The following is a 25,638-nucleotide window of genomic DNA, read 5'->3' on the forward strand; positions in this document are numbered from 1 at the left end:
CGCCGGCAGCGACAAATTATTTCTGCAGTGTCAGTCCGCGGAAGCGGTTAAAACATGCATAGATTTCCTGAGGGCGGGGCATTGCCAGACCTGCAGGCAGCCATGAGCTGTCGCAGACAGCGGCGAGGCCCTGTTTTTGCGTCAGTGAGACGAGCTCATCCACAATAGTGCGCAGGTTCTTCTTTCCGTCACACAGGTGAGTCATCGCGTATTTGAGCAGATAGGAAAGAGCTGTCGTCTGCTCACTGTCGGCCAGCTGCTCCACGTAGCGCAGGTCAACGGTCTCACGGTTGATGGAAAATGCATCGCGTCCGAGAGTCTTCATCTTAATTCGGTTATCTGACCGAAAATCCCGGGAAGGTTTCGGCACACGTGAAAAATCCGGAAGCGGGACTGTTCCTGCCATATTCTCCTGGATGGGGAATTTTGCTGCCTGTTCCCGGGCAAAGTCTGTGATATCAGCCGGCACGTAGCAATCCATCTGGATGATACGGTCTGCCACGTGGAAATATGATCCGGAGCTTCCTGCTACCATGACAGAGGAAATTCCGTTCTGTTCGTAGAGACTTTGCACCCGGTCAATGAACGGTGTGATGGGTTCCTTGTCCTTGTGTACGACACGCTGCATCAGTTCGTCCCGGATCATAAAGTTGGTCGCACACGTGTCCTCATCGATGAGCAGCAGAGAAGTACCCGCCTCGATGGCTTCGATGACATTGGCAGCCTGCGAGGTACTGCCGCTGGCATCTTCCGAGCTGAAACGGCGGGTGTCTTTTTTATTGGGCAGGTTACTGATGAACATGGAAATATCTGTGCTGCGGATACTGCGTCCGTCCTCGGCACGGATTTTAACTGCGGTTTCGTCTGTTATGACAAATTCTCTTCCATCACCGGCGATATGATCGTACACTCCGAGCTCCAGTGCTTTCAGGAGTGTAGATTTGCCATGGTATCCGCCGCCGATGATCAGCGTAATGCCATGGCGGATTCCCATTCCGGTGATGTTGCCTCTGTTGGGCAGGGTGAGCGTAATTTCCATGGAAGCCGGGGAGCGAAACGGCGTGGCGCCCCGCATTGGTCTCTGGGATACACCGCTTTCCCTTGGGAGAACAGAACCGTTTGCGATGAAAGCGACAAGCCCCAGTTTGGGCAGCAGCTTACGGACTGCATACTGGTCTTCGGCAAGTTCGATAACGGATGCCAGTTTCCCTGCGTCCAGGGATTTGCAGTAAAGAGTGTGCCTGACACACAGCGGAAGAAAATCAAAGAGGATTTTGATGAGCTCCGGGGAATTGATACTGCGTCCGTTTGCCGGAAATCCGATTTCCATCCGTACAACCACGTCTCCGGATTCAGGAAAAACAGTACACGCGGTACGTGACAGGATCTCCTGGCCGCAGCGGCTGGTGGAGATCAGTCCGCTTTTCCCGGAACCTTTGGCTTTAAAATTAAACTGCTCTGTTTCGTGAGCAAACAGCCGTGTCAGGTGATCTTCAAGTGCGGTGCGCCTGTGGGGCAGATCATAGTATTTTTCCGGAAAGGCGGCCTGTCTGCCCGGCACAAGGATACTGACTTTTGAAGGGGCGGCAAAAGGGTCGCCCTGTACATGGTCGATGTTCAGCTGGTAGCCGTCAAAACGGTAGCTGCCCCTGGTGTCTTTATAGGCGGGATAGCTTCTGTGATTGATCGATAACAGAAGCTGCTTTAACTGGTCAGAAGTTTTCATAATGCTTACCTCACTGTCATTTATTTGCTTATCATTATACCATAAAAAATAAGACAGAATTCAGCAAAATTTCACTTGCCCGCAGATGGGTATGGGAGTACAATAGTGGATACTGATATGAGGGGAGACCGGGAGAAAAAGTGATATGAAAACGAAAAATGCATGTATGCTTCTTTTGACAGCCGCTATCTGGGGATTTGCCTTTGTGGCGCAGAGTGTCGGCATGGATTATCTGGGTCCGTTTACGTTTAATGCCGTCCGCAGTCTGATCGGAGGGATCACACTGTTGCCGTTTATCGCGCTGTCCAGAACAAAAGAAGACGGAAAAAAGGCGCCGCGAAGCCGGACACTGTGGCTCGGCGGCCTGTGCTGCGGGACACTTCTGTTTGCCGCCAGCAGTCTGCAGCAGATTGGGATTCAGTATACAGCTGCGGGCAAGGCGGGATTTATCACGGCCTGTTATATCGTGCTGGTCCCGGTGTTCGGGATTCTGCTGAAGAAGAAGACGGGCCTGAAAGTCTGGGCCGCCGTCGTGATTGCTCTTGCGGGACTTTACTTTCTGTGTATGACAGAAAAATTCACAGTGGGAAAAGGGGACGTGTATCTGTTCCTGGGCGCGGTACTTTTTGCCCTGCATATTCTGGTGATTGATTATTTTTCACCGCGTGCGGATGGGGTCCGGTTGGCGTGCATTCAGTTCTTTGTATGCGGCATACTCTCAGCCGCTCCAATGTTTCTGCTGGAGACTCCGAAGGTTTCCGGTATTATGCAGTCATGGCTGCCGATTCTGTATGCCGGTGTGCTGTCGTGCGGGGTTGCCTACACACTGCAGATCCTGGGACAGAAAAATGTCAACCCGGCGGTCGCATCGCTGATCCTGAGTCTGGAATCCTGCATTTCGGTGCTGGCGGGCTTCATAATCCTCGGAGAGAAACTCTCGGTGCGTGAACTGTCCGGATGCGTTCTGATGTTTGGTGCGATCATTCTGGCGCAGATTCCGGAAAAAAAGAAAAAAACACTGCAGGAAGCCGGGAATGAGGAGTCGGCATACAGTTCATAATAGGAGTAATATGGAGATTGAAGAGATAAAACGAAAGCTGCTGCAGCTTTCACCGATGAAGATAATATTTTGGGGATACTGTCTGATCATTCTTGCAGGCAGCGCGCTGCTTATGCTCCCTGCGGCTACAGGAGAGGGAAAAGTGACTCCATTTCTGGATGCACTTTTTACGGCGACCTCCGCGACCTGTGTGACCGGGCTGGTACGGTTCGACACCTACACGTACTGGTCGACGTTCGGCCAGCTTGTGATCCTGGCGCTGATACAGACAGGCGGAATGGGATTTATGACCGTGGCCATCTATGGAATCAGTCTGACAAAACGGAAAATCGGACTGGCAAGCCGTATGATCATGCAGGAGTCCATTGCGGCACCGCAGATGGGCGGAATCGTACGTATGACGCGGGGAATCCTGATAGGAACAGCCCTCACGGAAACAGCCGGTGCGCTGCTGCTGGCATTTTACTTTTGCCCGAAACTGGGGCTTGGTAAGGGAATTTACTATTCTGTATTTCATTCCGTTTCAGCGTTCTGCAATGCGGGATTTGATCTGATGGGAACGGAGGCGGAATTTTCATCACTTACGGGTGCTGCCGGAAACTGGTATGTCAATCTTATCATTATGGCATTGATTGTAATGGGCGGTTTCGGTTTCTTCGTGTGGAGCGATATTTTCCGCAACCGATTTCATTTTAAAAAACTGAGAGTGCATTCCAGACTGGTGATCGCGATCAGCATAACGTTGATCCTGGCGGGCACAGCGGCTATTTTCCTGTTTGAACAGGGCGGACAGGCTTACAATGGGAAGACACTCCCCGAGCAGTTGCTGGCGTCCATGTTTCAGTCGGTGACGGTCAGGACAGCGGGATTCAATACAGTGGATATCGGGGCAATGACGCAGTCGAGCCAGTTTCTGATGATCTGCCTGATGCTGATCGGCGGTTCAACCGGTTCAACAGCAGGGGGGATCAAGACGACCACATTTGCCGTGCTGTGCATCAGCATTTTTACGACGTTCAGGAGGAGGAAATCCATTGAGGTGTTCGGCCGCAGACTGGAAGAAGGCGTAGTGCGCAGGGCAAGCTGTGTGTTCATGCTGTACCTGCTGCTGTCTATGACCGTGACAATGGTGATATCGAGTGTGGAACATATTCCGATCCTGACAGCGATGTTTGAGAGTGTGTCTGCGATCGCGACAGTCGGTCTGTCATTCGGGGTCACACCTTTACTCGGCACCATATCTGAGATACTGCTGACACTTCTGATGCTGTTTGGGCGTGTGGGATCCATTACCATCCTGCTGGCATTTGCATCCGGCAGAACGCCGATCGCGTCGAAACTGGCAAAGGAAGAGATACAAATAGGATAAATGAAGGAGAAAAAGGAGATTTCAAATGGCTGCAAAATCAATATTGGTGGTTGGACTGGGGAGGTTCGGAAGGCATATCGCGAGAAAATTCATCGAGTGTGGGAACAGTGTGCTGGCGATAGAAAAAAGCGAGGAGCGTGCAGACAGTGTGGTGAATCTGGTGCAGAACATCCGCATTGGGGATGCTGCAAATGAAGATTTCATCTCGTCTCTTGGGATCGCTAATTTTGATCTCTGCGTGGTTGCGATCGGTGATAACTTTCAGACGGCGCTGGAAGTGACGGTGTTGTTGAAAGACATGGGAGCAAAATATGTTCTGGCGCGCGCGACGCGGGATGTTCATAAGAAACTGCTGCTCAGAAACGGGGCAGACCATGTGGTGTATGCGGAGCGTGAGATGGCAGAACGCCTCGCTATTAAATATGGTTCACCGCATATATTTGACTACATCGAGCTGACACCTGAATATGCGATTTATGAGATTGAGGTTCCGCACTCGTGGCTGGGCAAGAGTATTGTCGAGAAGTCTGTGCGCACCAGGTATCATGTCAGTATCCTGGCTACAAAACGTAACGGTAAGATCTATCCGCTGCCGCATCCGGATCACGTGTTTTCAGAAGGTGAGAGCCTGATGGTGATGGGAAGTCCGGCGGATATCAAGCCCCTCACGAAATAGCGGAATAATTTTACTTCGGTTTTACAAAGATACGGTTACCAATTTTACATCGCTGTACTATTCTGTATATAAAGAAGTAAAGATGGAATAGGAGGCGATGATATGACGTGTATTTGGAATCTTACGAATCGGCTGATAAGGCAGAACAGGGAAAATAAAGGATATCTTTTTTTGTTTTTTCATACAGTTTTCTGGACTCTGTCTGCAGGCATGATTGGTTTTCTGGTCTGCCTGGTCTTCGGTCTGCGCGGTGAGGAGAGAAATGTGCTGATGGTTTGCATTGCCGGATATTCCGGAGCATTTGTTGGTCTCCTGGGAGGCATCGTCTATCTGATGAGAAAACTGTAGACATGGCATCTTACAATAAAATAAAGAGGCATGGAGGCACTTCTTTGCATATCTTAATTATGAAAGATATGTAAAAGAGGTGTTTTTTTTGCCGTATAAAATTATGCTCGATGCAGGGCACGGCGGGGGAGACCCGGGAGCAACCTACCAGGGACGAAACGAAAAAGACGACACGCTCCGTCTCGTACTGGCAATCGGACAGATTCTGGAGAATAATGGGGTCGACGTTGAGTATACGAGGACGACGGACGTCTATCAGACGCCTTTTGAAAAGGCGCAGATCGCGAACCAGTCGGGTGCGGATTTTTTTATCTCCATACACCGCAATTCCAGTCCGCGGCCAAATCAGTATTCCGGAGTGGAAAGCCTTATCTATGATAAGTCCGGCATTAAACTTCAGCTGGCGGAAAATATTAACGGTGCACTCGGTGAAGTAGGGTTCAAGGACCTTGGCGTAAAAGAGCGGCCGGGGCTTGTGGTACTTAGAAGGACAAATATGCCGGCGGTTCTGGTCGAAGTTGGGTTTATCAACAGTGATGCTGACAATGAGCTGTTTGATTCAAAATTTGACGAAATCGCGCAGGCTATCGCAGATGCGATACTCGGCACATTAAATGAGGAGACCGTGACGGATCCGACATATTACCGTGTGCAGGTGGGTGCATACCGTGTACGGCAATATGCGGATAATCAGCTGTATGAGCTTCTGGAAAAAGGATATCCGGCGTTTATCCTGAGCCAGGATGGACTGTTTAAAGTGCAGGTGGGTGCATTTCAGCAGCTTGGCAACGCGGTTACAATGGAGCGCAGACTGCGCGAGGATGGATACAGTACGATGATCACAACGTAGGAAACGCACCGCAGATGGCAGAGCGGGCAGCACAGCTTTGAAAAAAAGAATGTGCGCCCATGATTCTGCCTCCGGGTCAGAGTCAGTGCTTACAATGCCGGCAATATATGATACAATGGGGAAAAGAATTACGGAGGATAACATGAACCAGAGATTTCTCGATCAGATTACAGATTTTATTTTTGTAAATGACATACCGGGCGGGGCAGACATGATCATGGTCCCGGGCAATGGGTATCCGCAGATGGCGGAGCGCGCGGCGAAGCTTTATCACGAGGGACATGCACCATTGATACTGCCTTCCGGAAAGTATGGCAGACTGCGCGGCGTCTTTGAGGGTGTGCAGGATAAACAGGAGTTATATGACGGAGCGTACGATACAGAATGGGATTTCCTTCATGATGTACTGCTAAGATGTGCAGTGCCAAAGCGAGCGGTTCTAAAGGAAAACCAGGCTACGTTCACTTACGAAAATGCAATTTATTCACGCAGGGTTACGGATGCTGCCGGGATCGATGTGCACAGCGCCATTATCTGCTGCAAATCTTACCATGCGCGGCGATGTCTGATGTATTATCAGCTGCTGTACCCGGAGACTGAATTTCAGATATGTGCAGTGGAGATTCAGGGGATCCGCAGGGATAACTGGTATTTGTCGGAGGCGGGCATAGAACTGGTGTTGGGGGAAATGGAGCGCTGCGGAAGTCAGTTTCATGAGATTTTGCGGGAGATGAGGAGGAGTATGACGGGGGAAGATGCCAATTAAAACATGACAGCGTCAAAAGCGGGCGGGACAGAACTGAAAGCAGCCTGTCCCGCCCGCATGTAATTACATTTGATGTTCTGCGGTGCTATCTTTTTCCGGCAAATAGAGGTGCACCAGTTCGATCCGGTTTTTCTGCAGCTGGTCCACTACAAGGCGAATGCCATTTTCCAGCTGAAGGCTCTCGCCAGGTTCCGGGATGCGGTCCAGCTGCTCGATGATATATCCGCCGATGGAATCATACTCTTCAGACTCAAGGTCTAGACCAAGGGCCTCGTCCAGATCTTCAAGTTTGGCAGAACCCAGTACCAGATATTCCTGATCAGGTATAATGGCAGTCAGCATTTCTTCCTCACCTTCATCGTATTCATCTCGGATCTCTCCGACAATCTCCTCCAGTAAATCCTCCAGTGTGATAAGACCAGCCGTTGCACCGTACTCGTCCAGCACGATTGCAAAGTTGATGGACTGCTCACGCATCTCCAGAAGCAGAGAAGAGGTAGATTTGTGCTCATACGTGAAGTATGGTTCACGGAGAATGCTGCGGATGGAAAAATGTTCTGTATTGTCAAGACCAATCAGATCTTTGACATTGATAGTCCCAAGTATAGAGTCTGTTGTTTCTTCATATACCGGATATCGGGTATAAGTTTCTTCTTTGAAAAGCTGAATTAAATCTTCATACGAAGTGTCCACATGGACAAAAGTCATATCGATCCGGGGGACCATAATATCCTTTGCCTCGGAATCTCCGAAATCAAATACGTTATAGATCATCTGACGTTCTTCCGTCTCAATGACGCCGTCCTCATGACTTACATCTACGATGGTGCGCAGTTCGTTCTCTGTCATCGGCTGCGTCTTTCCATTCGGATCAACGCGAAGCAGCAGCAGAATAGCGTAAGACAGTTTATTTACAATGAAAATGACCGGTGTCAGCAGTATCATCAGTATATAGATGACCGGTGCATAAGACAGGGACAGCTTTTCTGCATACAGAGCAGCCATGGTCTTTGGGGTGATCTCACCGAAGATCAGGACGAGCAGGGTGATAACACCGGTTGCAATTCCGACTCCCGCATTGCCGAGCAGATGAATGGCAAGGGAGGTTGCCAGCGAAGAGGCAGATATATTTACAATGTTATTACCAATTAATATGGTACTCAGCAGCTTGCCGGGGTTTTCAACAACCTTCAGCAGTTTACCGGCTCTTCTGTTTCCCTCATCGTGTAAAGTTTTGATGCGCAGCTTGTTTACCGTAGTGAGGGAGGTCTCGGCGGATGAAAAAAATGCAGAGAGCCCGATCAGTATAAACAGGACTGCGAATTGTATGGCGTCACTTGAATCCAAGTACAGTCAACTCCTTCTTACTTTTACGTATAGTTTTACTATGAAATATACATGATTTTGAGCAGAAATGCAAGTATTACAAAAAATGTAAAAAAACTGCGTTTAGGGGTGTCGAAAAAAGAAGACTTATGATATAATAACACCCGTAGTAAACTGGTGGATAAGTATTTCCGCTTTACATAGACAGGAGATTTATTATGAGAGCAGTAAAGAGAAAAAAAGAACGTATCAAACATGGTTTTTTTAAGGCGCTGAGCCTTTTGATCGTGGTAACGCTTGCAATATCAGCGGCGGTGGTACAGCCGCCGCTGGATGCGGAAGCGGGCGGCAGGAGTGTTTATCTGAACGGAAGCGGCGGAAGTGATTCTGCCGGCGGGACCAGCCAGTCTGATGCCGTTGGTTCATTTGGAAAAGCCAAGGAGCTTGCGGGAAGTGACGGTGAGATCCTGGTGTGTGGAACAGTTTCCGTTTCCGGTGATACGACATGGTCACTGCCAGGCGGCGTGAGCCTGAAGCGTGCTTCAGGGTTTTCCGGAGCCATCGTAAATATTTCCGGTACGCTGACGTTAAATAATATTTCTTTATCTGCTTCTGATATCAGCGGATCCGGTACCATAGCCGGAAAAGAAAATAATAAAAAAGATCCGGAACCGACGAAAGAACCGGAAGCAACAGCAACACCGGAGCCGACCAAAGAACCGGAGGCAGCAGAGACGCCGGAGCCGACGAAAGAACCGGAGGCAGCAGAGACGCCGGAGCCGACGAAGGAGCCGGAGGAAACAGAGACGCCGGAGCCGACGAAAGAGCCGGAAGCAACAGAGACGCCGGAGCCGACGAAGGAGCCGGAGGAAACAGAGACGCCGGAGCCGACGAAGGAGCCGGAGGAAACAGAGACACCGGAGCCGACGAAAGAACCGGAGGCAACAGAGACACCGGAGCCGACGAAGGAGCCGGAAGCAACAGAGACACCGGAGCCGACGAAGGACCCGGAGGCAACAGAGACGCCGGAACCGACGAAGGAACCGGAGGAAACAGAGACGCCGGAACCAACAAAGGAACCGGAAGCAGCAGAGACACCGGAACCGACGAAAGAACCGGAGGCAACAGAGACACCTGATAAAGATGTACAGGAGAATGTTCCGGGTAAAGACAAAGACCGGGATATGCTGACAAAACTGCAGAACCTGAAAGTGACAGTGGAGAATCAGGCTGATGTGGATGCAGTGATCGATGCATTCCGCTGGTATGAAGGATGCACGGAAGAAGAGAAGATGAATGTTCCGAATGAACTTGTGATCCGCCTGAAAAAAGCACAGACTGTATGTAAACTGTACAATCACACGAGCAGCGGCATCACAGTGGAAGGTGACATTCCATGGTATGTACAGTTCAGGGTATCCAGGGGAAGCATTGCGGATGCGGCTAATTTTGATCTCGGGGAACTTCTGGGTTCTTATGAGATGTCGCTGTGGAACCTTCTGGATGATTCACCGTACAGTCTGAATGGCGGAAGAGTAACGGTGACCGTTCCTGTGAAGAACGCTTCGGATTATGAAAAGGTTTCTGTCCTGCATTATTTCAGCGACGGATCGTATGAAGAGTTATATCCGGAGATTCTGGGGAATGCCATCCGGTTTACGACCTCATCCTTCAGTCCTTATACGATCTCGGGCCAGGCTTCAGGGTATATAGCCGGAAGTCAGGTGATCGTGGGACCTGGTGATGCTGTTTACAACAACAATTCGGCAACAGGCGGCAGCAGTACGGGAAATAATTCCACTGGCAGTTCGATCTCAGACAACAGTTCTTCGGGAACTTCCGGAAGTTCATCTCAGGGAAATGCATCGCAGAAAGTGACCTCCTCTTCGACGAGCAGTCAGAACAGCAGCAGGATCATGGTGAAGAAAGCTGTGAATACAGGTGATACGACGAACCTGATTCCTTATTTTGTTGTAGCCGGTGTGGCTGCGGTTCTGATCATCATACTGATCATTGTCGGAAGAATAAAAAACAAAAAAAACAACGATAAAGAGTGATAGGACGTACAACCCTTCCATATAGTACTATATGGGAGGGTTGTTTTATGGCTAAGACAGAAGTATCCTCACCAAAGATAATGTCCATGCTGAAGGCACTCATTTTTTCTTTTGTAGTTACTGCATTGCTGCTGCTTCTTCTGGCGCTGCTTCTCTATAAGCTGGAACTGAAGGAGGGAATGGTAACGGCAGGCATTGCGGCCATCTACATAATCTCCTGTTTTATAGGGGGGTTTTCAGCGGGAAAGAGCATCAGGGAAAGAAAATTCCTGTGGGGCTTATGCGTAGGGGGCTGTTATTTTCTGATGCTTCTCGGTGTATCGGCAATTCTATCGCCGGGTGCAATGACGGGAGGAGACTACATCGTAACGACAGTCCTGCTCTGCGTCGGAGGAGGAATGCTGGGCGGGATGCTGTCCTGAAAAAAACTCTTTAAAAACTGAAGATTCTATGCTATAATGTGGCATAGTGATAAAAGAGGAGGACAATACCATGAAGCATATCAAAACTTTAAATACAAAAGGACTTCAGAACACAGTGAAAAAAGGCGGATGTGGTGAATGCCAGACTTCCTGTCAGTCAGCCTGTAAAACTTCCTGTACAGTAGGAAACCAGAGCTGTGAAAATGAAAAATAATTACCTTTTAAGGTAGCTGCACAAGGTAGAAGGGGCTGTTGCAAAGTGAGAAATTACTTTGCAGCAGCCCCTCTATGAGCACAAAAGAGAGAAGGCGGAAGGGAGAATATCAGTGATACATCAGTACAGGAACAATGGATATAATATTGTTCTGGATATCAACAGCGGTTCTGTCCATGTCGTGGATGACGTAGTCTATGACTGTATCAGTCTGCTGTCAGAAAAAAAAGATGCCGGGGTCATAAAAGATGAGCTTGGCGGAACGTATGTCCAGGAAGATATTGAGTCAGCACTTTCAGAATGCAGACAGTTGGAAGAGCAGGGGATGCTTTTCACCGAAGATATCTATCGTGATGCCATTGAGCATTTTAAAGACCGCCAGACAGTAGTAAAAGCACTATGTCTGCACATCGCCCATGACTGCAATCTGGCCTGTCGGTACTGCTTTGCGGAGGAAGGAGAATATCATGGACGCAGGGCGCTGATGTCCTTTGAGGTGGGGAAAAAAGCGCTTGATTTTCTGATCGCAAATTCAGGAAGCAGAAGAAACCTGGAAGTGGATTTTTTCGGAGGAGAACCTCTGATGAACTGGCAGGTGGTAAAAGACCTGGTGGCATACGGAAGAGAGCAGGAGAAAATCCATGATAAAAATTTCCGATTTACACTGACAACGAATGGCGTACTGCTTGACGATGAGGTGATGGAGTTTGCGAATCGTGAGATGGGAAATGTAGTGCTGAGTATAGACGGCAGGAAAGAGGTGCATGATCATATGCGGCCGTTTTGTAAAGGGGCGGGAAGTTATGACCTGATTGTGCCGAAATTCCAGAAATTTGCTGAAAGCCGAAATCAGGACAGGTATTATGTCAGGGGAACATTTACCCGGTATAATATGGATTTTGCCTCAGATGTGCTGCATCTGGCTGATCTGGGCTTTAAACAGATTTCCGTAGAGCCGGTGGTCGCTGATCCAAAAGAGGATTATGCGCTGCGCGAGGAGGATATCCCGAAGATATGTGAACAGTATGATATCCTGGCGAGAGAAATGATAAAAAGGGAAAAAGAGGGACGGGGATTTAATTTCTTTCATTTTATGATCGACCTGACAGGCGGTCCCTGTGTATATAAAAGACTCTCAGGCTGCGGTTCGGGTACGGAATACCTGGCTGTGACGCCGTGGGGAGATCTCTATCCATGCCATCAGTTTGTCGGTGAAGACAGATTTTTGATGGGAAATGTGGATGAGGGCATTACCCGGCAGGAGATCTGCAGCGAGTTCAAAGGCTGCAATGTCTATGCGAAAGAGAAGTGCCGGGATTGTTTTGCAAGGTTCTACTGCAGTGGCGGCTGTGCGGCGAATTCTTTCAATTTCACGGGCAGGATAGATGACGTCTACGAGATTGGTTGCGAACTGCAGAGAAAACGTGTCGAATGCGCGCTGATGATTAAAGCAGCGCAGGCGGAAGAATAAAACAACAACGGGAGGTAAACATGAAGAAAAAGCAAGGCGTTGTCGTCATTATCCTGGCGGCCGTCCTGATAGGACTGTTGATTTTCACGACGGCGGCAGGATTCGGGCCAACGGGGACAGGATCGGCTAAAAACATTAAGACGGGTCTGGATCTGGCAGGAGGTGTCAGTATCACGTATCAGGCGAAGGATGATAATCCTTCATCGGAAGATATGTCGGATACGATTTATAAACTCCAGAAACGTGTGGAGAATTACAGTGAAGAAGCTCAGGTGTATCAGGAAGGCAGCAACCGGATCAACATTGAAATTCCAGGTGTATCCGATGCAAATGCGATTCTGGAAGAGCTTGGTAAACCGGGTTCGCTGGAATTTACAGATGCAGAGGGGAATACCGTACTTGACGGTACCGACGTGGAAACTGCTGAGGGCGGGATCACACAGGATGACACGGGAAACAACCAGTATGTAGTATCGCTTCAGCTGACGGCAGAGGGAACGAAGAAATTCGCAGAAGCGACAGAAGAGAATCTGGGAAAACAGATAGCCATCATCTATGACGGCGAGACTATCAGCGCACCGACTGTTCAGTCTGTGATATCAGACGGAAAAGCCCAGATCACAGGAATGAGTTCCATTGAAGATGCAAGAGAACTGGCATCGACGATCCGTATCGGATCCCTGTCTCTGGAGCTTGAGGAAATGCGTTCCAACGTAGTCGGCGCACAGCTCGGACAGGAAGCGATTAAGACGAGTCTGATCGCTGCGGCAATCGGCATGGCAATCGTCATGGTGTTCATGATCGTGGTGTATCTGCTCCCGGGAGTGGTCGCAGCACTGTCACTGTTGATCTATACAGGCCTGATGCTTGTAATGCTGAATGCATTTGACCTGACATTGACGCTTCCAGGAATTGCCGGTATCGTACTTTCCATCGGTATGGCTGTAGACGCCAATGTTATCATTTATGCCCGTATCAGAGAAGAAATTGCGGTAGGAAAAAGTGTCAGAAATGCAATTAAATCTGGATTTCAGAAAGCCCTGTCAGCGATCCTGGACGGTAATATCACGACGCTGATTGCAGCTGCAGTTCTTGGACTGCTGGGAAGCGGAAGTGTCAAAGGTTTTGCCATGACGCTCGCACTCGGTATTGTTCTGTCCATGTTCACAGCACTCGTGATCTCACGGCTTCTGATCAATGCCTTATATACGGTGGGACTTCAGGATCCGAAGCTTTACGGACAGCAGAAAGAACGCAAAGTCATTGACTTTGTGGGAAAGAGAAAAATATTTTTTGCAATATCCATTGTACTGGTACTTCTGGCGCCGATCGGCATGGGGATTTTCTCTGCCAAAGACGGCAAGGCTCTGAACTACAGCCTTGAATTTATCGGAGGTACGTCGACGACAGTTACTTTCAATGAGGAATTTACATTGAATGAACTGGAAGAAGATGTGAGACCGGTCATCGAGGAGGTAACCGGGGACAGCAATGTCCAGTTCCAGCAGGTAGTAGGAAGCAGCCAGGTTATCATCAAGACGCGCAGCCTGGATGTTGATGAGCGCGAGACTTTCAATCAGAAGTTGAAGGAAGAGTTTGAAGTGGATGAGAATCATATTTCCGCGGAGACGATTTCATCGACGGTCAGCAAAGAGATGCGTATGGATGCCTTCATAGCCGTTGTAGTGGCGACAATTTTCATGCTGATCTATATCTGGCTGAGATTTAAGGATATCCGTTTTGCTTCCAGTGCGGTACTTGCACTGGTTCATGATGTTCTGGTAGTACTGGCATTTTATGCCCTGTTCCGTGTATCTGTGGGAAGTACTTTTATCGCATGTATGCTGACAATCGTGGGTTACTCGATCAATGCGACGATCGTCATCTTCGACCGAATCCGAGAGAATATGCGTGGCGTGAAGAAGAAAGAAGAACTCGCAGAGGTTGTTAACCGCAGTATCACACAGACACTGACGAGAAGTATCTATACATCACTGACGACATTTATCATGGTTGCAGTACTCTACATCCTTGGGGTTTCGTCAATCCGTGATTTTGCACTTCCGATTATGGTTGGTATCGTATGCGGAGCATATTCCTCCGTATGCATCACAGGTGCCCTGTGGTATGTGATGAAATCACGTGTCAGAAAAGCAAAACAATAAAATCAGAAGGAGCAAAGGGGATGCCGGACGGCGTCCCTTTTAAGATTCTTATGGAAAAGTGGGTAATTGCTGCAAAGAAAGCAGATTTTAAAAAGACAGCTGAATTATTTCATATCGATCAGGTGACGGCTCGTCTGATCAGAAACCGGGATGTGGTCGGGGAGGAGGCCATCAGGCGTTATCTCCACGGAAACATCAGCGAACTGCCATCATGGAAGTCGATGAAGGGGATCGCGGAGGCGGTCGATATCCTGAAAGATAAGATCAGGATGGGACGGCGGGTGCGCATTATCGGGGATTATGATATTGACGGTGTGACGGCATCCTATATTCTTCAGAACGGCCTTAAGAGAGTCGGGGCAAGAGCAGATGTGGTGATTCCGGATCGGATCACAGACGGATATGGTATCAATGAGTCTCTGATCGCGGATGCCGCACAGGACGGCATTGATACGATCGTGACCTGTGATAATGGTATTGCAGCTGCGGCACAGATTCAGACGGCAAAGGATCTCGGACTGACAGTAATCGTGACGGATCATCATGAAGTGCCGTATATTGAGCGAGAAAACGGTAAAGTGTTTATTCTGCCGCCTGCTGATGTCGTCATCAATCCACGGCAGGAGGGGTGTGATTATCCGTTCAAACAACTGTGCGGAGCCTGTGTCGGAATGCAGCTGGTGTCCGGGCTGTACGACGGTTTCGGGATCGATGAAAAAGAAATAGAAGAATTCCTGGAGTTTGCTGCGATAGCAACGATCGGGGACGTGATGGATCTGGCAGGGGATAACAGGATCCTGGTAAAAGAGGGAATGAATCGGCTGAGGCACACAAAGAACATGGGGCTGCTGGCCCTGATTGAGGCAAATGGACTGGTACCGGAACAACTGTCGCCGTATCACATTGGATTTGTCATCGGGCCATGCCTGAATGCTGGGGGCAGGCTGGATACGGCCAGGCGATCACTGGCACTGCTGAATGCAGAAACGCAGGAGGAGGCGGTGAGGCTGGCGGCAGACCTGAAGGCGCTGAACGATGAACGAAAAGACCTGACGGAGCAGGGCGTCGCCCGGGCAGTCGAGATGGTGGAAAACAGTTCGCTGAGCGGGGACCGGGTGCTTGTGGTCTACCTTCCGGAATGTCATGAGAGTCTGGCAGGCATCATTGCGGGACGACTGCGTGAACGGTACCACAAGCCGTCGATTGTCCTCACACGGACGCAGGAGGGAGTCAAGGGCTCCGGGAGGTCGATTGAGGCGTATTCCATGTATGAGGAACTGGTTAAGGTAAAAGATCTTCTGATAAAGTTTGGAGGACACCCGATGGCAGCAGGGCTTTCGCTGGAGGAGGCGAATGTGCCGGGATTTCGAAAACGGCTGAATGAGCTCTGTACTCTCCGGGAAGAAGATCTTGCAGAAAAAGTTGTCATAGATGCTGCGATGCCGATCGGATACATACGCAAAGACCTGGTGCAGGAATTCGAGCTTCTGGAGCCTTTTGGAAAAGGAAATACCAGACCATTGTTCGCACTGAGGCAGGTCAGGATGTTGGAATGCAGAATTTTTGGGAAGAATAGAAATGTGGTCAAAATGAAAGTGATGGATGATCAGGGGTATTCCATTGACGGTGTATATTTTGGCGATGGGGACAGCTTTGTAAATGATGTAAAAGACAAAGGAAGATTGAACGTCGTTTATTACCCATCCGTCAATTCTTACCGTGGAAAGGAAAATCTGCAGGTTGTTATCACACATTACCAGTGAATGCATCGGAATATATTTACAAATGCATTGGAATGGTGATATACTTATTGTCATAAATGTCGAGAAATAGCGGATGGAGGAACGCAAGAATGAAGAAAATAGAAGATTATGTCCGAAACATACCTGATTTTCCGGAACCGGGAATTATTTTCCGGGATGTCACCAGCATACTGCAGGATGCTGACGGACTGCATCTGGCGATCGATTCCATGCAGGAGTGTATCAGTGGACTTGATTTTGATATTGTAGCGGGCACAGAGTCCAGAGGTTTTATCTTTGGCGTGCCGATTGCGTATAATCTGCATAAACCGTTTATTCCGGTCAGGAAAAAAGGAAAGCTTCCGCGTGAGACAATTGAGCAGAGCTATGAACTGGAATACGGAAGCGCGGTAATAGAGATGCACAGAGATTCCATTTTGCCGGGACAGCGTGTCGTGATCATCGATGACCTGATCGCGACAGGAGGTACTGTTGAGGCATGTGCCAGGATGATCGAATCGCTGGGCGGCCACGTGGAGAAGATCGTATTTCTTATGGAACTGGCAGGACTAAAAGGCAGAGAACGTCTGAAGGAATATGATGTGGAATCCATAATCTGCTATGATGGAAAATAACAGGTAAAGAGGGATAGATATGGGTGGAGAAAACGCACAGGTTCAGGATGCACATGCAAAAATACAGAACATCCGTGAGGTTGAAAAAAGTGTGAAAGCCATGGATGATTTTACAAGCCCTTCGATACTCTATGAAGAGCTTATTTCGAGTGTGAAAAAATATCATCCGTCCGACAGCGTTCACATGATTGAAAAAGCTTATCAGATTGCTGACAAAGCACATAACGGACAGGTCCGGAAATCAGGCGAACCGTATATTATCCATCCGCTGTGTGTTGCGATCATACTGGCTGATCTGGAGCTTGATAAAGAAACGATCATTTCCGGAATCCTGCATGATGTGCTGGAAGATACGGTTATGACTTACAAAGAACTGGAAGAAATCTTCGGTTCGGAAGTGGCACTTCTCGTGGACGGCGTTACAAAGCTGGGGCAGCTGAATTATTCAAAGGATAAGCTGGAGGTACAGGCAGAAAATCTCAGGAAAATGTTTCTTGCCATGGCGAAAGATATTCGTGTGATACTGATCAAACTGGCGGACCGTCTGCATAACATGCGGACATTGAAATACATGCCGGAGAAGAAGCAGAAAGATAAGGCGCGGGAGACGATGGATATCTATGCACCCATTGCTCAGCGCCTCGGCATTTCGAAGATTAAAATAGAGCTTGATGACCTGTCGCTGAAATATCTCCAGCCGGAGGTTTATTACGATCTTGTTGACAAGATTGCCGTCCGCAAGAGTGAGCGGGAGGCATTTGTATCAAAAATCGTATCGGAAGTACAGTCTCATATGGAAAAGTCGAACATTACCGCTGAAGTGGATGGCAGGGTGAAACATTTCTTCAGTATCTATAAAAAGATGGTGAACCAGGGAAAAACACTGGATCAGATATATGATCTGTTTGCAGTTCGTATTATCGTAGATACGGTGAAAGACTGCTATGCGGCGCTCGGTATCATTCACGAGATGTATAAGCCGATACCGGGGCGTTTCAAAGACTATATCGCAATGCCGAAGCCCAATATGTATCAGTCTCTGCATACGACGCTGATCGGACCTCAGGGACAGCCGTTTGAGATTCAGATCCGTACATTTGAGATGCATAAGACAGCAGAATACGGGATTGCTGCTCATTGGAAATATAAGGAGGCATCTGACGGCAAGAAGACGGATGCACAGAAAGAGGAAGAAAAGCTGAGCTGGCTGCGCCAGATTCTGGAGTGGCAGCGGGATATGTCAGACAACAAAGAGTTCATGAGTCTGCTGAAAAGTGACCTGGATCTTTTCGCGGACAATGTCTACTGTTTTAGTCCGGCAGGAGACGTCAAAACGCTTCCGGCAGGTTCCACACCGATCGACTTTGCATACAGTGTGCACAGCGCCGTCGGCAATAAGATGGTGGGTGCGAGAGTAAATGGAAAGCTTGTGCCGATCGAGTATGTCATCCAGAATGGTGACCGTGTGGAGATTATCACCTCACAGAACTCAAAGGGCCCCAGCCGTGACTGGCTGAAGATCGTTAAGAGTACCCAGGCGAAGAATAAGATCAATCAGTGGTTCCGTCAGGAACTGAAGGAAGATAATATTCTGAAGGGGAAAGATATGCTGGCGCAGTATGCGAAGGAGAAGAACAAGACACTTTCCAGCTATCTGAAGATGGAGTATCAGGAACCGGTGATGCGCAAGTACGGTTTCCGAGACTGGGATTCTGTGCTTGCCGCGATCGGCCACGGCGGCCTGAAGGAAGGCCAGGTACTGAATAAACTGGTAGAGTGCTATGACAAGGCACACAAATCGGAGATTACAGACAAGACGATACTTGAGGCAAAAGCGGAGGCAAAAGATAAACTTCATGTGGGGAAATCCCCGCAGGGAAGTATTATCGTCAAGGGTATTCACGATGTGGCGGTCCGTTTTGCAAAGTGCTGCAATCCGATTCCGGGAGATGAGATTGTTGGTTATGTGACACGGGGCCGGGGCGTTACGATACACCGCACGGACTGTGTCAATATTATCCATATGGATGAGACTGAGAGGATCCGTCTGATCGATGCGGAGTGGCAGGGCAGTGAAATTCCGGATCAGTTATTTACGGCGGAGATCAATGTCTATGCAAACAACAGAACGGGACTTCTGGTGGATATCTCGAAACTGTTCACCGAGCGGAAGATCGATATTGCATCAATCAATGTGAGGACCAGCAAGCAGGGGACTGCCACTATTTCCATGTCGTTTGACGTACACAGTATCGAGGAACTGAACCAGCTCGTGAATAAACTGCAGCAGGTAGAAAGCGTACTTGACATAGAACGAACAACCGGATGAGGCCGAAAGCAACTTAGTGAACGCGAGCCACAGGCGAAGCGTGAACTTAGTGCGAGGCCCATCCCGAACCTTAGAGAGCGCAGCAGGCGCGAACTTAGTTGAGGCCGAAAGCAACTTAGTGAACGCGAGCCGAAGGCGAAGCGTGAGCTTAGTGCGAGGCCCATCCCGAACCTTAGAGAGCGCAGCAGGCGCGAACTTAGTTGAGGCCGAAAGCAACTTAGTGAACGCGAGCCGAAGGCGAAGCGTGAGCTTAGTGCGAGGCCCATCCCGAACCTTAGAGAGCGCAGCAGGCGCGAACTTAGTTGAGGGATGAATCCGATTTGAAGCAACTTAGTGAAGCCGAGCCGAAGGCGAAAGCTGAACTTAGTGCGAGGCCCATCCCGAACCTTAACGAGTGCGAAGCACGAGTTTAGTTGAGGGATGATACCTATATTATCATTAAACCAACTCAGTGGAGGAAAAAATATGAACAAAGCAGTAATACAAAATCTGGTCCTGGGTCAGGTGGGAACGAACTGCCTGCTGATAAAGAACAGTGAGACAGGGGAGATGCTGATCGTAGATCCTGCAGACAACGCGGGGACTATTTCACAGGCAGTGACAAAGCTGAACGGGAAGCCGGTAGCGGTGCTGCTGACGCACGGTCATTTCGATCATATTCTGGCTGTGGATGATCTTCGGGATCTGTATGAAATACCTGTCTATGCTTATGAAAAGGAGCAGGATGTACTGGAAGATTCTCTGCTGAATCTTTCTGCCGCCTGGGATCATGCGTTTACGACGAAAGCTGATGTGTATGTAAAGGATCATGAGAAACTGATACTGGCAGGGTTTGAGATTACCGTACTTTATACACCGGGACATACGCATGGCAGCTGCTGTTATTATCTGGAAAAAGAAAAGGTTCTGGTGAGCGGTGATACATTGTTTGCAGGGTCTGTCGGAAGGATGGATTTTCCAACGTCCAGCGCTGCGGATATGAGCGCCAGTATCAAGCGGCTTCTTAAGCTTCCGGAGGATGTTGAGGTCTGGCCGGGGCATGAACAGAGTACAACGATCGGACATGAAAAGAGGTATAATCCCTTTGCTTAACATAGGTATACAATTCTCGGAAAGAAATTTCGAATATGATGTCTATTCCCTGGTCCGCGCCTTTTACCCGGCGAGTAATGTACATATGTACGTGCTGGGAGAAGAGGAACCGGCCGGGGAATTTGAATGTCTGCTTGCCCTGGGATACCGCGGGGACGGGATTGACTGCAGGATTTACATGAGCGGAGAAGAGAAATTCTGCGGTAAGGAGGACATCGATTTTTATAAGGAACGGCCGGAGACAAAGAATCGGCTGAAGCAGCTGGTCTACCGCGGCTTGTCCGAGGTAAGCCAAAGGACACTTCCGTGGGGGACACTTACGGGGATACGTCCTACGAAGATTCCCATGCATCTTCTGGAAGAAGGATGGAAAAACCCGCAGATCGCGGAATACATGCGCAGCACTTATTACGCAGGAAATGAAAAAACGGCGCTGGCGATCGCGATCGCAAACAGAGAACGGGCAATCCTAAAAGACATTGACTATGAAAATGGCTACAGTCTGTATGTAGGAATTCCTTTCTGTCCGAGCATCTGCCTGTATTGCTCATTTGGTTCTCATCCGCTTGCAAAGTGGAGAGACAGGATGGAAGAATACCTGGATGCGCTGATGAAAGAGATTACTTTTGTAAGCCGGGAATTTCGGGATAAAAAGCTCAATACGGTCTATATCGGCGGGGGTACACCGACGACGCTGGAGCCGGAACAGATGAGAAGACTGCTGCGCCATATTACAGGATGTTTTGATTTTCAGGAACTGCAGGAATTTACAGTGGAAGCCGGGCGCCCGGACAGTATAACAGAAGAAAAGCTGATGCTGCTTAAGGAATTTCCGGTAAATCGTATTTCCATTAACCCACAGACGATGCATCAGAAAACGCTTGATCTTATCGGGAGAGGGCATACAGTGGAACAGGTCAGGGACGCGTTTGTGCTTGCCAGGAAACTGTCCTTCGACAATATTAATATGGATCTGATCATTGGACTGCCGGGCGAGGGAAAGGCGGAAGTAGAGGAGACGCTCCGTGAGATCGAGGCACTGCATCCGGACAGCATCACCGTGCATTCCCTCTCGCTGAAGAGAGCCACCAGGCTGCATTTGTTTAAGGATCAATATGAGGAGATATCTTTCGAGAACAGCCAGGAAATCATGGAAATGGCGGAAAAATCTGCAATGAGACTTGACATGCACCCCTATTATCTGTATCGTCAGAAAAATATTGCCGGAAATTTTGAAAATGTAGGGTATGCAAAGGTTGACAAAGCGGGAATTTACAATATACTGATTATGGAAGAGAAACAATCAATCCTGGCTGTGGGCGCAGGCGCCTCAACGAAGCTGGTCTTTGATCATGGCAGCCGGATTGAACGTGTGGAAAATGTGAAGGATGTCACCCATTACATTTCTCGTATCGATGAGATGATTGAACGAAAGAAAACAGGAATAGAAAAGTGGTTGAAATAGATAAGACTAAAAAGTATATCAATGAGAAACATCTTCTGACGTATACGCTGGATGATCAGATCGTGCACGCCATGCTCGTCAGCAACCTTTCGTATTCGGTAGCTGAGGAACTGGGACTTGCGGAGGAGACCTGCCAGTACCTCTTTGATGCAGGCATCCTGCACGATATCGGAAAGGAAAAACTGGGAGCTTACATTTATGAGGAAGAGAGCAACCCGCTGATTGTAGAAGAGATGAAATACGTGCGCATGCATTCAACGCTTGGGTATGAGATACTGAAAGAGCGCGGGTATCCGGATATCATTCTGCAGTCAGTGCTCCATCACCATGAGAATATGGACGGGAGCGGTTACCCGGATAACCTCCGGGGCGAGGAGATTCCTTACGGTGCACGTATCATACGGGTCTGTGATGTATTTGCAGCATTGATCTCAGACCGTCCATATCGAAAATCATTTGACCAGGATACGGCCATGGAACTTATGATTGAAGAAGTGAAAAATTTTGACATCAAGGTCTTCCTGGCGTTCCAGCGTGTCATTCATCGTAAAAACTACCAGGATCTGGTATTGATAGAGTGATACCAGGGCCAGAAGGTTATGCGTTTCATGTTCGTATGAAAAAAACATGACTCTGGACCCTGTCAGAAAGTAGCCCGATCAGAGCGGATTTCTGATGTTTTAGAATTGTGGGAGCACGTTGTGCGGAGCAATTCGTAGGTATCATGGTGGCAAATTATCTTCGCCACCGACATTTCAGAATAAAAGGAGAGAAACATTATGGCATTGAAGAAGAAACCGGTTACAGGGATGAAGGATATCCTGCCGGCAGAGATGGCGATCCGCGATTATGTGATCCGCCTGATCAAGGAGACATATGCGACATTTGGGTTTTCCTCAATGGAGACGCCGTGCGTGGAACATATTGAGAATCTCTGCAGCAAACAGGGCGGAGAAAATGAAAAGCTGATCTTCAAGATTTTAAAAAGGGGAGAGAAACTTAAGATTAATGAGGCGGAATCAGAAAATGATCTTGTGGACGGCGGTCTGCGTTATGATCTGACAGTTCCCCTGTCCCGATATTATGCAAACCATGCAAATGAGCTTCCCAGTCCGTTCAAGGCGCTTCAGATGGGAAATGTGTGGAGAGCTGACCGCCCGCAGCGCGGACGTTTCCGCCAGTTTATGCAGTGTGATATTGATATTCTGGGAGAGCCGACGATTCTGGCGGAGATCGAGCTGATTCTCGCAACGACCACATTGCTCGGAAAACTGGATTTCAAAAACTTTACGATCCGCATCAATGACCGCAGGATACTGAAAGCTATGGCGGCGTACAGTGGATTTGCACCCGAGTCATTTGACACGGTGTTTATCATTCTGGATAAGATGGACAAGATCGGTATGGAGGGTGTCGCAAAAGAGCTTGCAAAGGAAGGTTTTGCGCAGGAATCCATCGATAAATATCTTTCAATGTTCCGCGAGGTCACAGAGGGCATCGAAGGCGTGCGCTATCTTAAGGAAAAACTGGATGGCGTGCTGGATGCGCAGTATGCGGATGACCTCGAGATGATTATGAAGAGTGTGGATGCAGTAAAAAATGCGGATTTTAAGATCGCATTTGACCCGACATTGGTGCGAGGTATGTCTTATTATACCGGTCCTATTTTTGAGATTTCCATGGATGAGTTCGGAGGGTCTGTCGGCGGCGGCGGGCGTTACGATGAAATGATCGGAAAGTTTACGGGAAATGACACCAGTGCCTGCGGATTTTCCATCGGGTTTGAACGGATTGTCATGCTGCTTCTGGAACGTGGATACCAGGTTCCCGGGACTGCCGGGAAGACAGCACTGCTGATTGAAAAAGGGATGCCGGCCGACAAGCTGCTGGTTGTCCTGAACGAAGCCGATAAGCTGAGGAGCGCCGGTACACAGGTGACGATTGCGGTGATGAAGAAAAATAAAAAGTTCCAGAAAGAACAGCTGACAGAAGAAGGGTATGAGACATTCCAGGAATTTTTTATCGATAAAATGTAGAGCAGACGGAGGATTATGAAATGGCAGAGTCAATGAAGGGACTGAAACGTTCCCATCGCTGTACGGAGTTAACAAGCGCCAACATCGGAGAGACAGTCACTCTGATGGGATGGGTACAAAAGGGAAGAAATAAAGGTGGTATCGTATTTGTCGATCTGCGCGACAGAAGCGGCATGATTCAGCTGATTTTTGAAAATGGAAGTATTGATGAAGAGGGATTTGAGAAAGCGGGGCGGCTGCGAAGTGAATTTGTCATAGCGGTTGTGGGTAAAGTGGAGGCACGTTCCGGAGCCGTCAATGAAAACCTGAAGACGGGCGACATTGAGATTCGTGTAAATACGCTCAGAATTCTCTCAGAATCAGAGACACCTCCGTTTCCAATTGAGGAAAACAGCAAAACGAAGGAAGAACTTCGTCTGAAATACCGTTCTCTGGATCTACGCAGACCTGATATTCAAAAGAATCTGATCATGCGTTCCAAAGTTGCGATGCTGACCAGAATGTTCCTGGAAAAGGAAGGATTTCTGGAGATCGAGACACCGATGCTCACAAAGAGCACCCCGGAGGGGGCACGTGATTATCTCGTGCCGAGCCGTGTGCATCCTGGCAGCTTCTATGCACTTCCGCAGTCTCCCCAGCTGTTCAAACAGCTGCTGATGTGTTCAGGTTATGACCGTTATCTTCAGATTGCCAAATGTTTTCGCGATGAGGATCTGCGTGCTGACCGTCAGCCGGAGTTTACGCAGATCGATATGGAGCTTGCATTTGTAGATGTGGATGAAGTCATTGACGTCAATGAACGACTGCTTGCCCATCTGTTCCGGGAAGTACTGGGAGTCGAGGTACAGCTGCCGATCCAGAGAATGACATGGCAGGAAGCCATGGACCGATTTGGTTCTGATAAACCGGATCTGCGTTTCGGCATGGAATTAACTGACGTTTCAGGGATTGTCAAAGACTGTGAGTTCGTGGTATTCAAAAATGCGCTGGAAGCCGGTGGAAGTGTGCGCGGCATCAATGCAAAAGGCCAGGGCTCGATGCCGAGAAAGAAAATCGACAAGCTGGTCGATTTTGCAAAAGATTACGGGGCTAAGGGCCTGGCATATCTGGCGGTAGGCGATGACGGAACCTATAAATCTTCCTTTGCGAAATTTATGAAGGAGGAAGAGCTGAAAGCCCTGGCTGATGCCATGCAGGCAGAACCGGGAGATCTGTTACTATTTGCCGCCGACAGGAATAAGGTAGTCTGGGATGTGCTTGGAGCATTGCGTCTGGAGCTCACAAAACAGATGGAGCTGCTGGATAAAGATGAATATCGTTTCGTGTGGATCACAGAATTCCCGCTGCTTGAGTGGTCTGAGGAACAAAACCGTTATACTGCGATGCATCACCCGTTTACCATGCCGATGGATGAAGATCTGCATTTGCTGGACAGTGATCCGGGTGCCGTGCGTGCCAAAGCCTATGATATTGTTCTGAACGGTACGGAGATCGGCGGAGGAAGCGTCAGAATCCATCAAAATGATATACAGGTAAAGATGTTTGAGATGCTGGGCTTCACAAAGGAAGAAGCAGCTGAGCGCTTTGGCTTTTTGCTGACAGCATTTAAATACGGGGTGCCTCCTCATGCGGGACTTGCGTATGGACTGGACCGTCTGGTGATGCTGATGGCGAAAGAGGACAGTATCCGTGATGTTATCGCATTTCCGAAAGTCAAAGATGCTTCCTGTCTGATGTCAGAAGCACCGGGAACAGTGGACGATAAACAGCTGGAAGAACTGTGTCTGGAAGTGGAGCTGCCCAAGAAGGAAACACAGAGCGAATAACAGATTCTGACTGTGTTTTGCAGGAATCCTCATGTAAATAAACAAAAAGGACACCGATAAGTG

The 25,638-nt window shown here is 48.8% G+C and carries 21 protein-coding genes; 19 read left to right on the top strand and 2 right to left on the bottom strand.

The features are described from left to right. Positions 1-16: 16 nt before the first annotated feature. On the bottom strand, positions 17-1,726 hold the full coding sequence (locus tag MCG98_RS10355) for an ABC-ATPase domain-containing protein (RefSeq protein ID WP_240301909.1): 1,710 nt from the start codon (positions 1,724-1,726) through the stop codon (positions 17-19). Positions 1,727-1,871: 145 nt separating this feature from the next. Here MCG98_RS10355 and MCG98_RS10360 point away from each other — a divergent pair, with 145 nt between their 5' ends. From MCG98_RS10360 to MCG98_RS10385, 6 genes are all read left to right on the top strand, one after another. Continuing rightward, positions 1,872-2,786: a DMT family transporter gene (locus MCG98_RS10360; protein WP_240301910.1), complete on the top strand. Its 915-nt coding sequence runs from the start codon at positions 1,872-1,874 to the stop codon at positions 2,784-2,786. A 10-nt stretch (positions 2,787-2,796) separates the two neighbouring features. Continuing rightward, positions 2,797-4,155 carry a potassium transporter TrkG gene (locus tag MCG98_RS10365; protein WP_240301911.1) on the top strand — a complete coding sequence of 453 codons (1,359 nt, stop codon included), beginning with the start codon at positions 2,797-2,799 and terminating at the stop codon, positions 4,153-4,155. Between the two features lie 25 nt (positions 4,156-4,180). Continuing rightward, positions 4,181-4,831, top strand: a complete 651-nt coding sequence (locus tag MCG98_RS10370) for a TrkA family potassium uptake protein (protein WP_044983567.1) — start codon at positions 4,181-4,183, stop codon at positions 4,829-4,831. 102 nt (positions 4,832-4,933) lie between these two features. Then, positions 4,934-5,179, top strand: coding sequence for a hypothetical protein (locus MCG98_RS10375; protein ID WP_240301912.1), 246 nt, complete (start codon positions 4,934-4,936; stop codon positions 5,177-5,179). A gap of 79 nt (positions 5,180-5,258) precedes the next feature. Next, a complete protein-coding gene (locus MCG98_RS10380; protein WP_345891641.1) occupies positions 5,259-6,029 on the top strand; it encodes an N-acetylmuramoyl-L-alanine amidase in 771 nt (256 codons plus the stop codon). A gap of 142 nt (positions 6,030-6,171) precedes the next feature. After that, complete coding sequence (locus tag MCG98_RS10385; protein WP_240301914.1) at positions 6,172-6,795, top strand: YdcF family protein; 624 nt, start codon at positions 6,172-6,174, stop codon at positions 6,793-6,795. 63 nt (positions 6,796-6,858) lie between these two features. Here the strand turns inward: MCG98_RS10385 and MCG98_RS10390 are convergent, their stop codons facing one another. Continuing rightward, on the bottom strand, positions 6,859-8,142 hold the full coding sequence (locus tag MCG98_RS10390; protein ID WP_240301915.1) for a hemolysin family protein: 1,284 nt from the start codon (positions 8,140-8,142) through the stop codon (positions 6,859-6,861). Between the two features lie 197 nt (positions 8,143-8,339). On the opposite strand from MCG98_RS10390, the gene MCG98_RS10395 reads away from it, so the two are divergent. From MCG98_RS10395 to aspS, 13 genes are all read left to right on the top strand, one after another. Beyond that, complete coding sequence (locus MCG98_RS10395) at positions 8,340-10,178, top strand: procyclic acidic repetitive family protein (RefSeq protein WP_240301916.1); 1,839 nt, start codon at positions 8,340-8,342, stop codon at positions 10,176-10,178. Between the two features lie 47 nt (positions 10,179-10,225). Further along, positions 10,226-10,600: a TIGR04086 family membrane protein gene (locus MCG98_RS10400; protein WP_240301917.1), complete on the top strand. Its 375-nt coding sequence runs from the start codon at positions 10,226-10,228 to the stop codon at positions 10,598-10,600. 70 nt (positions 10,601-10,670) lie between these two features. After that, entirely contained in the window at positions 10,671-10,814 is a 144-nt protein-coding gene (scfA, locus tag MCG98_RS10405; protein ID WP_240301918.1) for a six-cysteine ranthipeptide SCIFF, read from the top strand. 112 nt (positions 10,815-10,926) lie between these two features. Beyond that, positions 10,927-12,285: a thioether cross-link-forming SCIFF peptide maturase gene (gene scfB, locus MCG98_RS10410; RefSeq protein ID WP_240301919.1), complete on the top strand. Its 1,359-nt coding sequence runs from the start codon at positions 10,927-10,929 to the stop codon at positions 12,283-12,285. 20 nt (positions 12,286-12,305) lie between these two features. Beyond that, positions 12,306-14,450 carry a protein translocase subunit SecD gene (gene secD / locus MCG98_RS10415; protein WP_240301920.1) on the top strand — a complete coding sequence of 715 codons (2,145 nt, stop codon included), beginning with the start codon at positions 12,306-12,308 and terminating at the stop codon, positions 14,448-14,450. A 20-nt stretch (positions 14,451-14,470) separates the two neighbouring features. Next, entirely contained in the window at positions 14,471-16,213 is a 1,743-nt protein-coding gene (recJ, locus tag MCG98_RS10420; RefSeq protein WP_345891642.1) for a single-stranded-DNA-specific exonuclease RecJ, read from the top strand. An 89-nt stretch (positions 16,214-16,302) separates the two neighbouring features. Then, entirely contained in the window at positions 16,303-16,827 is a 525-nt protein-coding gene (locus MCG98_RS10425; protein WP_240301921.1) for an adenine phosphoribosyltransferase, read from the top strand. 19 nt (positions 16,828-16,846) lie between these two features. Then, the gene (locus MCG98_RS10430; RefSeq protein WP_240301922.1) at positions 16,847-19,156 is read left to right on the top strand and encodes a bifunctional (p)ppGpp synthetase/guanosine-3',5'-bis(diphosphate) 3'-pyrophosphohydrolase; all 2,310 of its coding nucleotides are present in this window, start codon (positions 16,847-16,849) and stop codon (positions 19,154-19,156) included. A 465-nt stretch (positions 19,157-19,621) separates the two neighbouring features. Continuing rightward, the gene (locus tag MCG98_RS10435) at positions 19,622-20,248 is read left to right on the top strand and encodes an MBL fold metallo-hydrolase (RefSeq protein WP_240301923.1); all 627 of its coding nucleotides are present in this window, start codon (positions 19,622-19,624) and stop codon (positions 20,246-20,248) included. After that, entirely contained in the window at positions 20,241-21,713 is a 1,473-nt protein-coding gene (gene hemZ, locus MCG98_RS10440) for a coproporphyrinogen dehydrogenase HemZ (protein WP_345891643.1), read from the top strand. The genes MCG98_RS10435 and hemZ overlap by 8 nt, the downstream gene beginning before the upstream one ends. Further along, positions 21,701-22,294, top strand: a complete 594-nt coding sequence (locus tag MCG98_RS10445) for an HD domain-containing phosphohydrolase (RefSeq protein ID WP_240301925.1) — start codon at positions 21,701-21,703, stop codon at positions 22,292-22,294. The genes hemZ and MCG98_RS10445 overlap by 13 nt, the downstream gene beginning before the upstream one ends. A gap of 198 nt (positions 22,295-22,492) precedes the next feature. Then, positions 22,493-23,749 (top strand): histidine--tRNA ligase, encoded by a 1,257-nt coding sequence (gene hisS, locus MCG98_RS10450; protein WP_240301926.1) that lies wholly within the window; start codon positions 22,493-22,495, stop codon positions 23,747-23,749. Positions 23,750-23,769: 20 nt separating this feature from the next. Then, complete coding sequence (aspS, locus tag MCG98_RS10455; RefSeq protein WP_240301927.1) at positions 23,770-25,575, top strand: aspartate--tRNA ligase; 1,806 nt, start codon at positions 23,770-23,772, stop codon at positions 25,573-25,575. Positions 25,576-25,638 lie beyond the last annotated feature (63 nt).

Origin of the sequence: Ruminococcus sp. OA3, from assembly GCF_022440845.1 — a bacterium.
GTDB lineage: Bacteria > Bacillota > Clostridia > Lachnospirales > Lachnospiraceae > Ruminococcus_G.

Coding starts and splice junctions, on each gene's coding strand:
- scfA (WP_240301918.1), top strand. CDS start 10,671: ATGAAGCATATCAAAACTTTAAATACAAAAGGACTTCAGAACACAGTG.
- MCG98_RS10395 (WP_240301916.1), top strand. CDS start 8,340: ATGAGAGCAGTAAAGAGAAAAAAAGAACGTATCAAACATGGTTTTTTT.
- MCG98_RS10355 (WP_240301909.1), bottom strand. CDS start 1,726: ATGAAAACTTCTGACCAGTTAAAGCAGCTTCTGTTATCGATCAATCAC.
- recJ (WP_345891642.1), top strand. CDS start 14,471: ATGCCGGACGGCGTCCCTTTTAAGATTCTTATGGAAAAGTGGGTAATT.
- MCG98_RS10375 (WP_240301912.1), top strand. CDS start 4,934: ATGACGTGTATTTGGAATCTTACGAATCGGCTGATAAGGCAGAACAGG.
- MCG98_RS10360 (WP_240301910.1), top strand. CDS start 1,872: ATGAAAACGAAAAATGCATGTATGCTTCTTTTGACAGCCGCTATCTGG.
- MCG98_RS10370 (WP_044983567.1), top strand. CDS start 4,181: ATGGCTGCAAAATCAATATTGGTGGTTGGACTGGGGAGGTTCGGAAGG.
- MCG98_RS10365 (WP_240301911.1), top strand. CDS start 2,797: ATGGAGATTGAAGAGATAAAACGAAAGCTGCTGCAGCTTTCACCGATG.
- aspS (WP_240301927.1), top strand. CDS start 23,770: ATGGCAGAGTCAATGAAGGGACTGAAACGTTCCCATCGCTGTACGGAG.
- MCG98_RS10425 (WP_240301921.1), top strand. CDS start 16,303: ATGAAGAAAATAGAAGATTATGTCCGAAACATACCTGATTTTCCGGAA.
- MCG98_RS10435 (WP_240301923.1), top strand. CDS start 19,622: ATGAACAAAGCAGTAATACAAAATCTGGTCCTGGGTCAGGTGGGAACG.
- MCG98_RS10430 (WP_240301922.1), top strand. CDS start 16,847: ATGGGTGGAGAAAACGCACAGGTTCAGGATGCACATGCAAAAATACAG.
- MCG98_RS10400 (WP_240301917.1), top strand. CDS start 10,226: ATGGCTAAGACAGAAGTATCCTCACCAAAGATAATGTCCATGCTGAAG.
- MCG98_RS10385 (WP_240301914.1), top strand. CDS start 6,172: ATGAACCAGAGATTTCTCGATCAGATTACAGATTTTATTTTTGTAAAT.
- secD (WP_240301920.1), top strand. CDS start 12,306: ATGAAGAAAAAGCAAGGCGTTGTCGTCATTATCCTGGCGGCCGTCCTG.
- hisS (WP_240301926.1), top strand. CDS start 22,493: ATGGCATTGAAGAAGAAACCGGTTACAGGGATGAAGGATATCCTGCCG.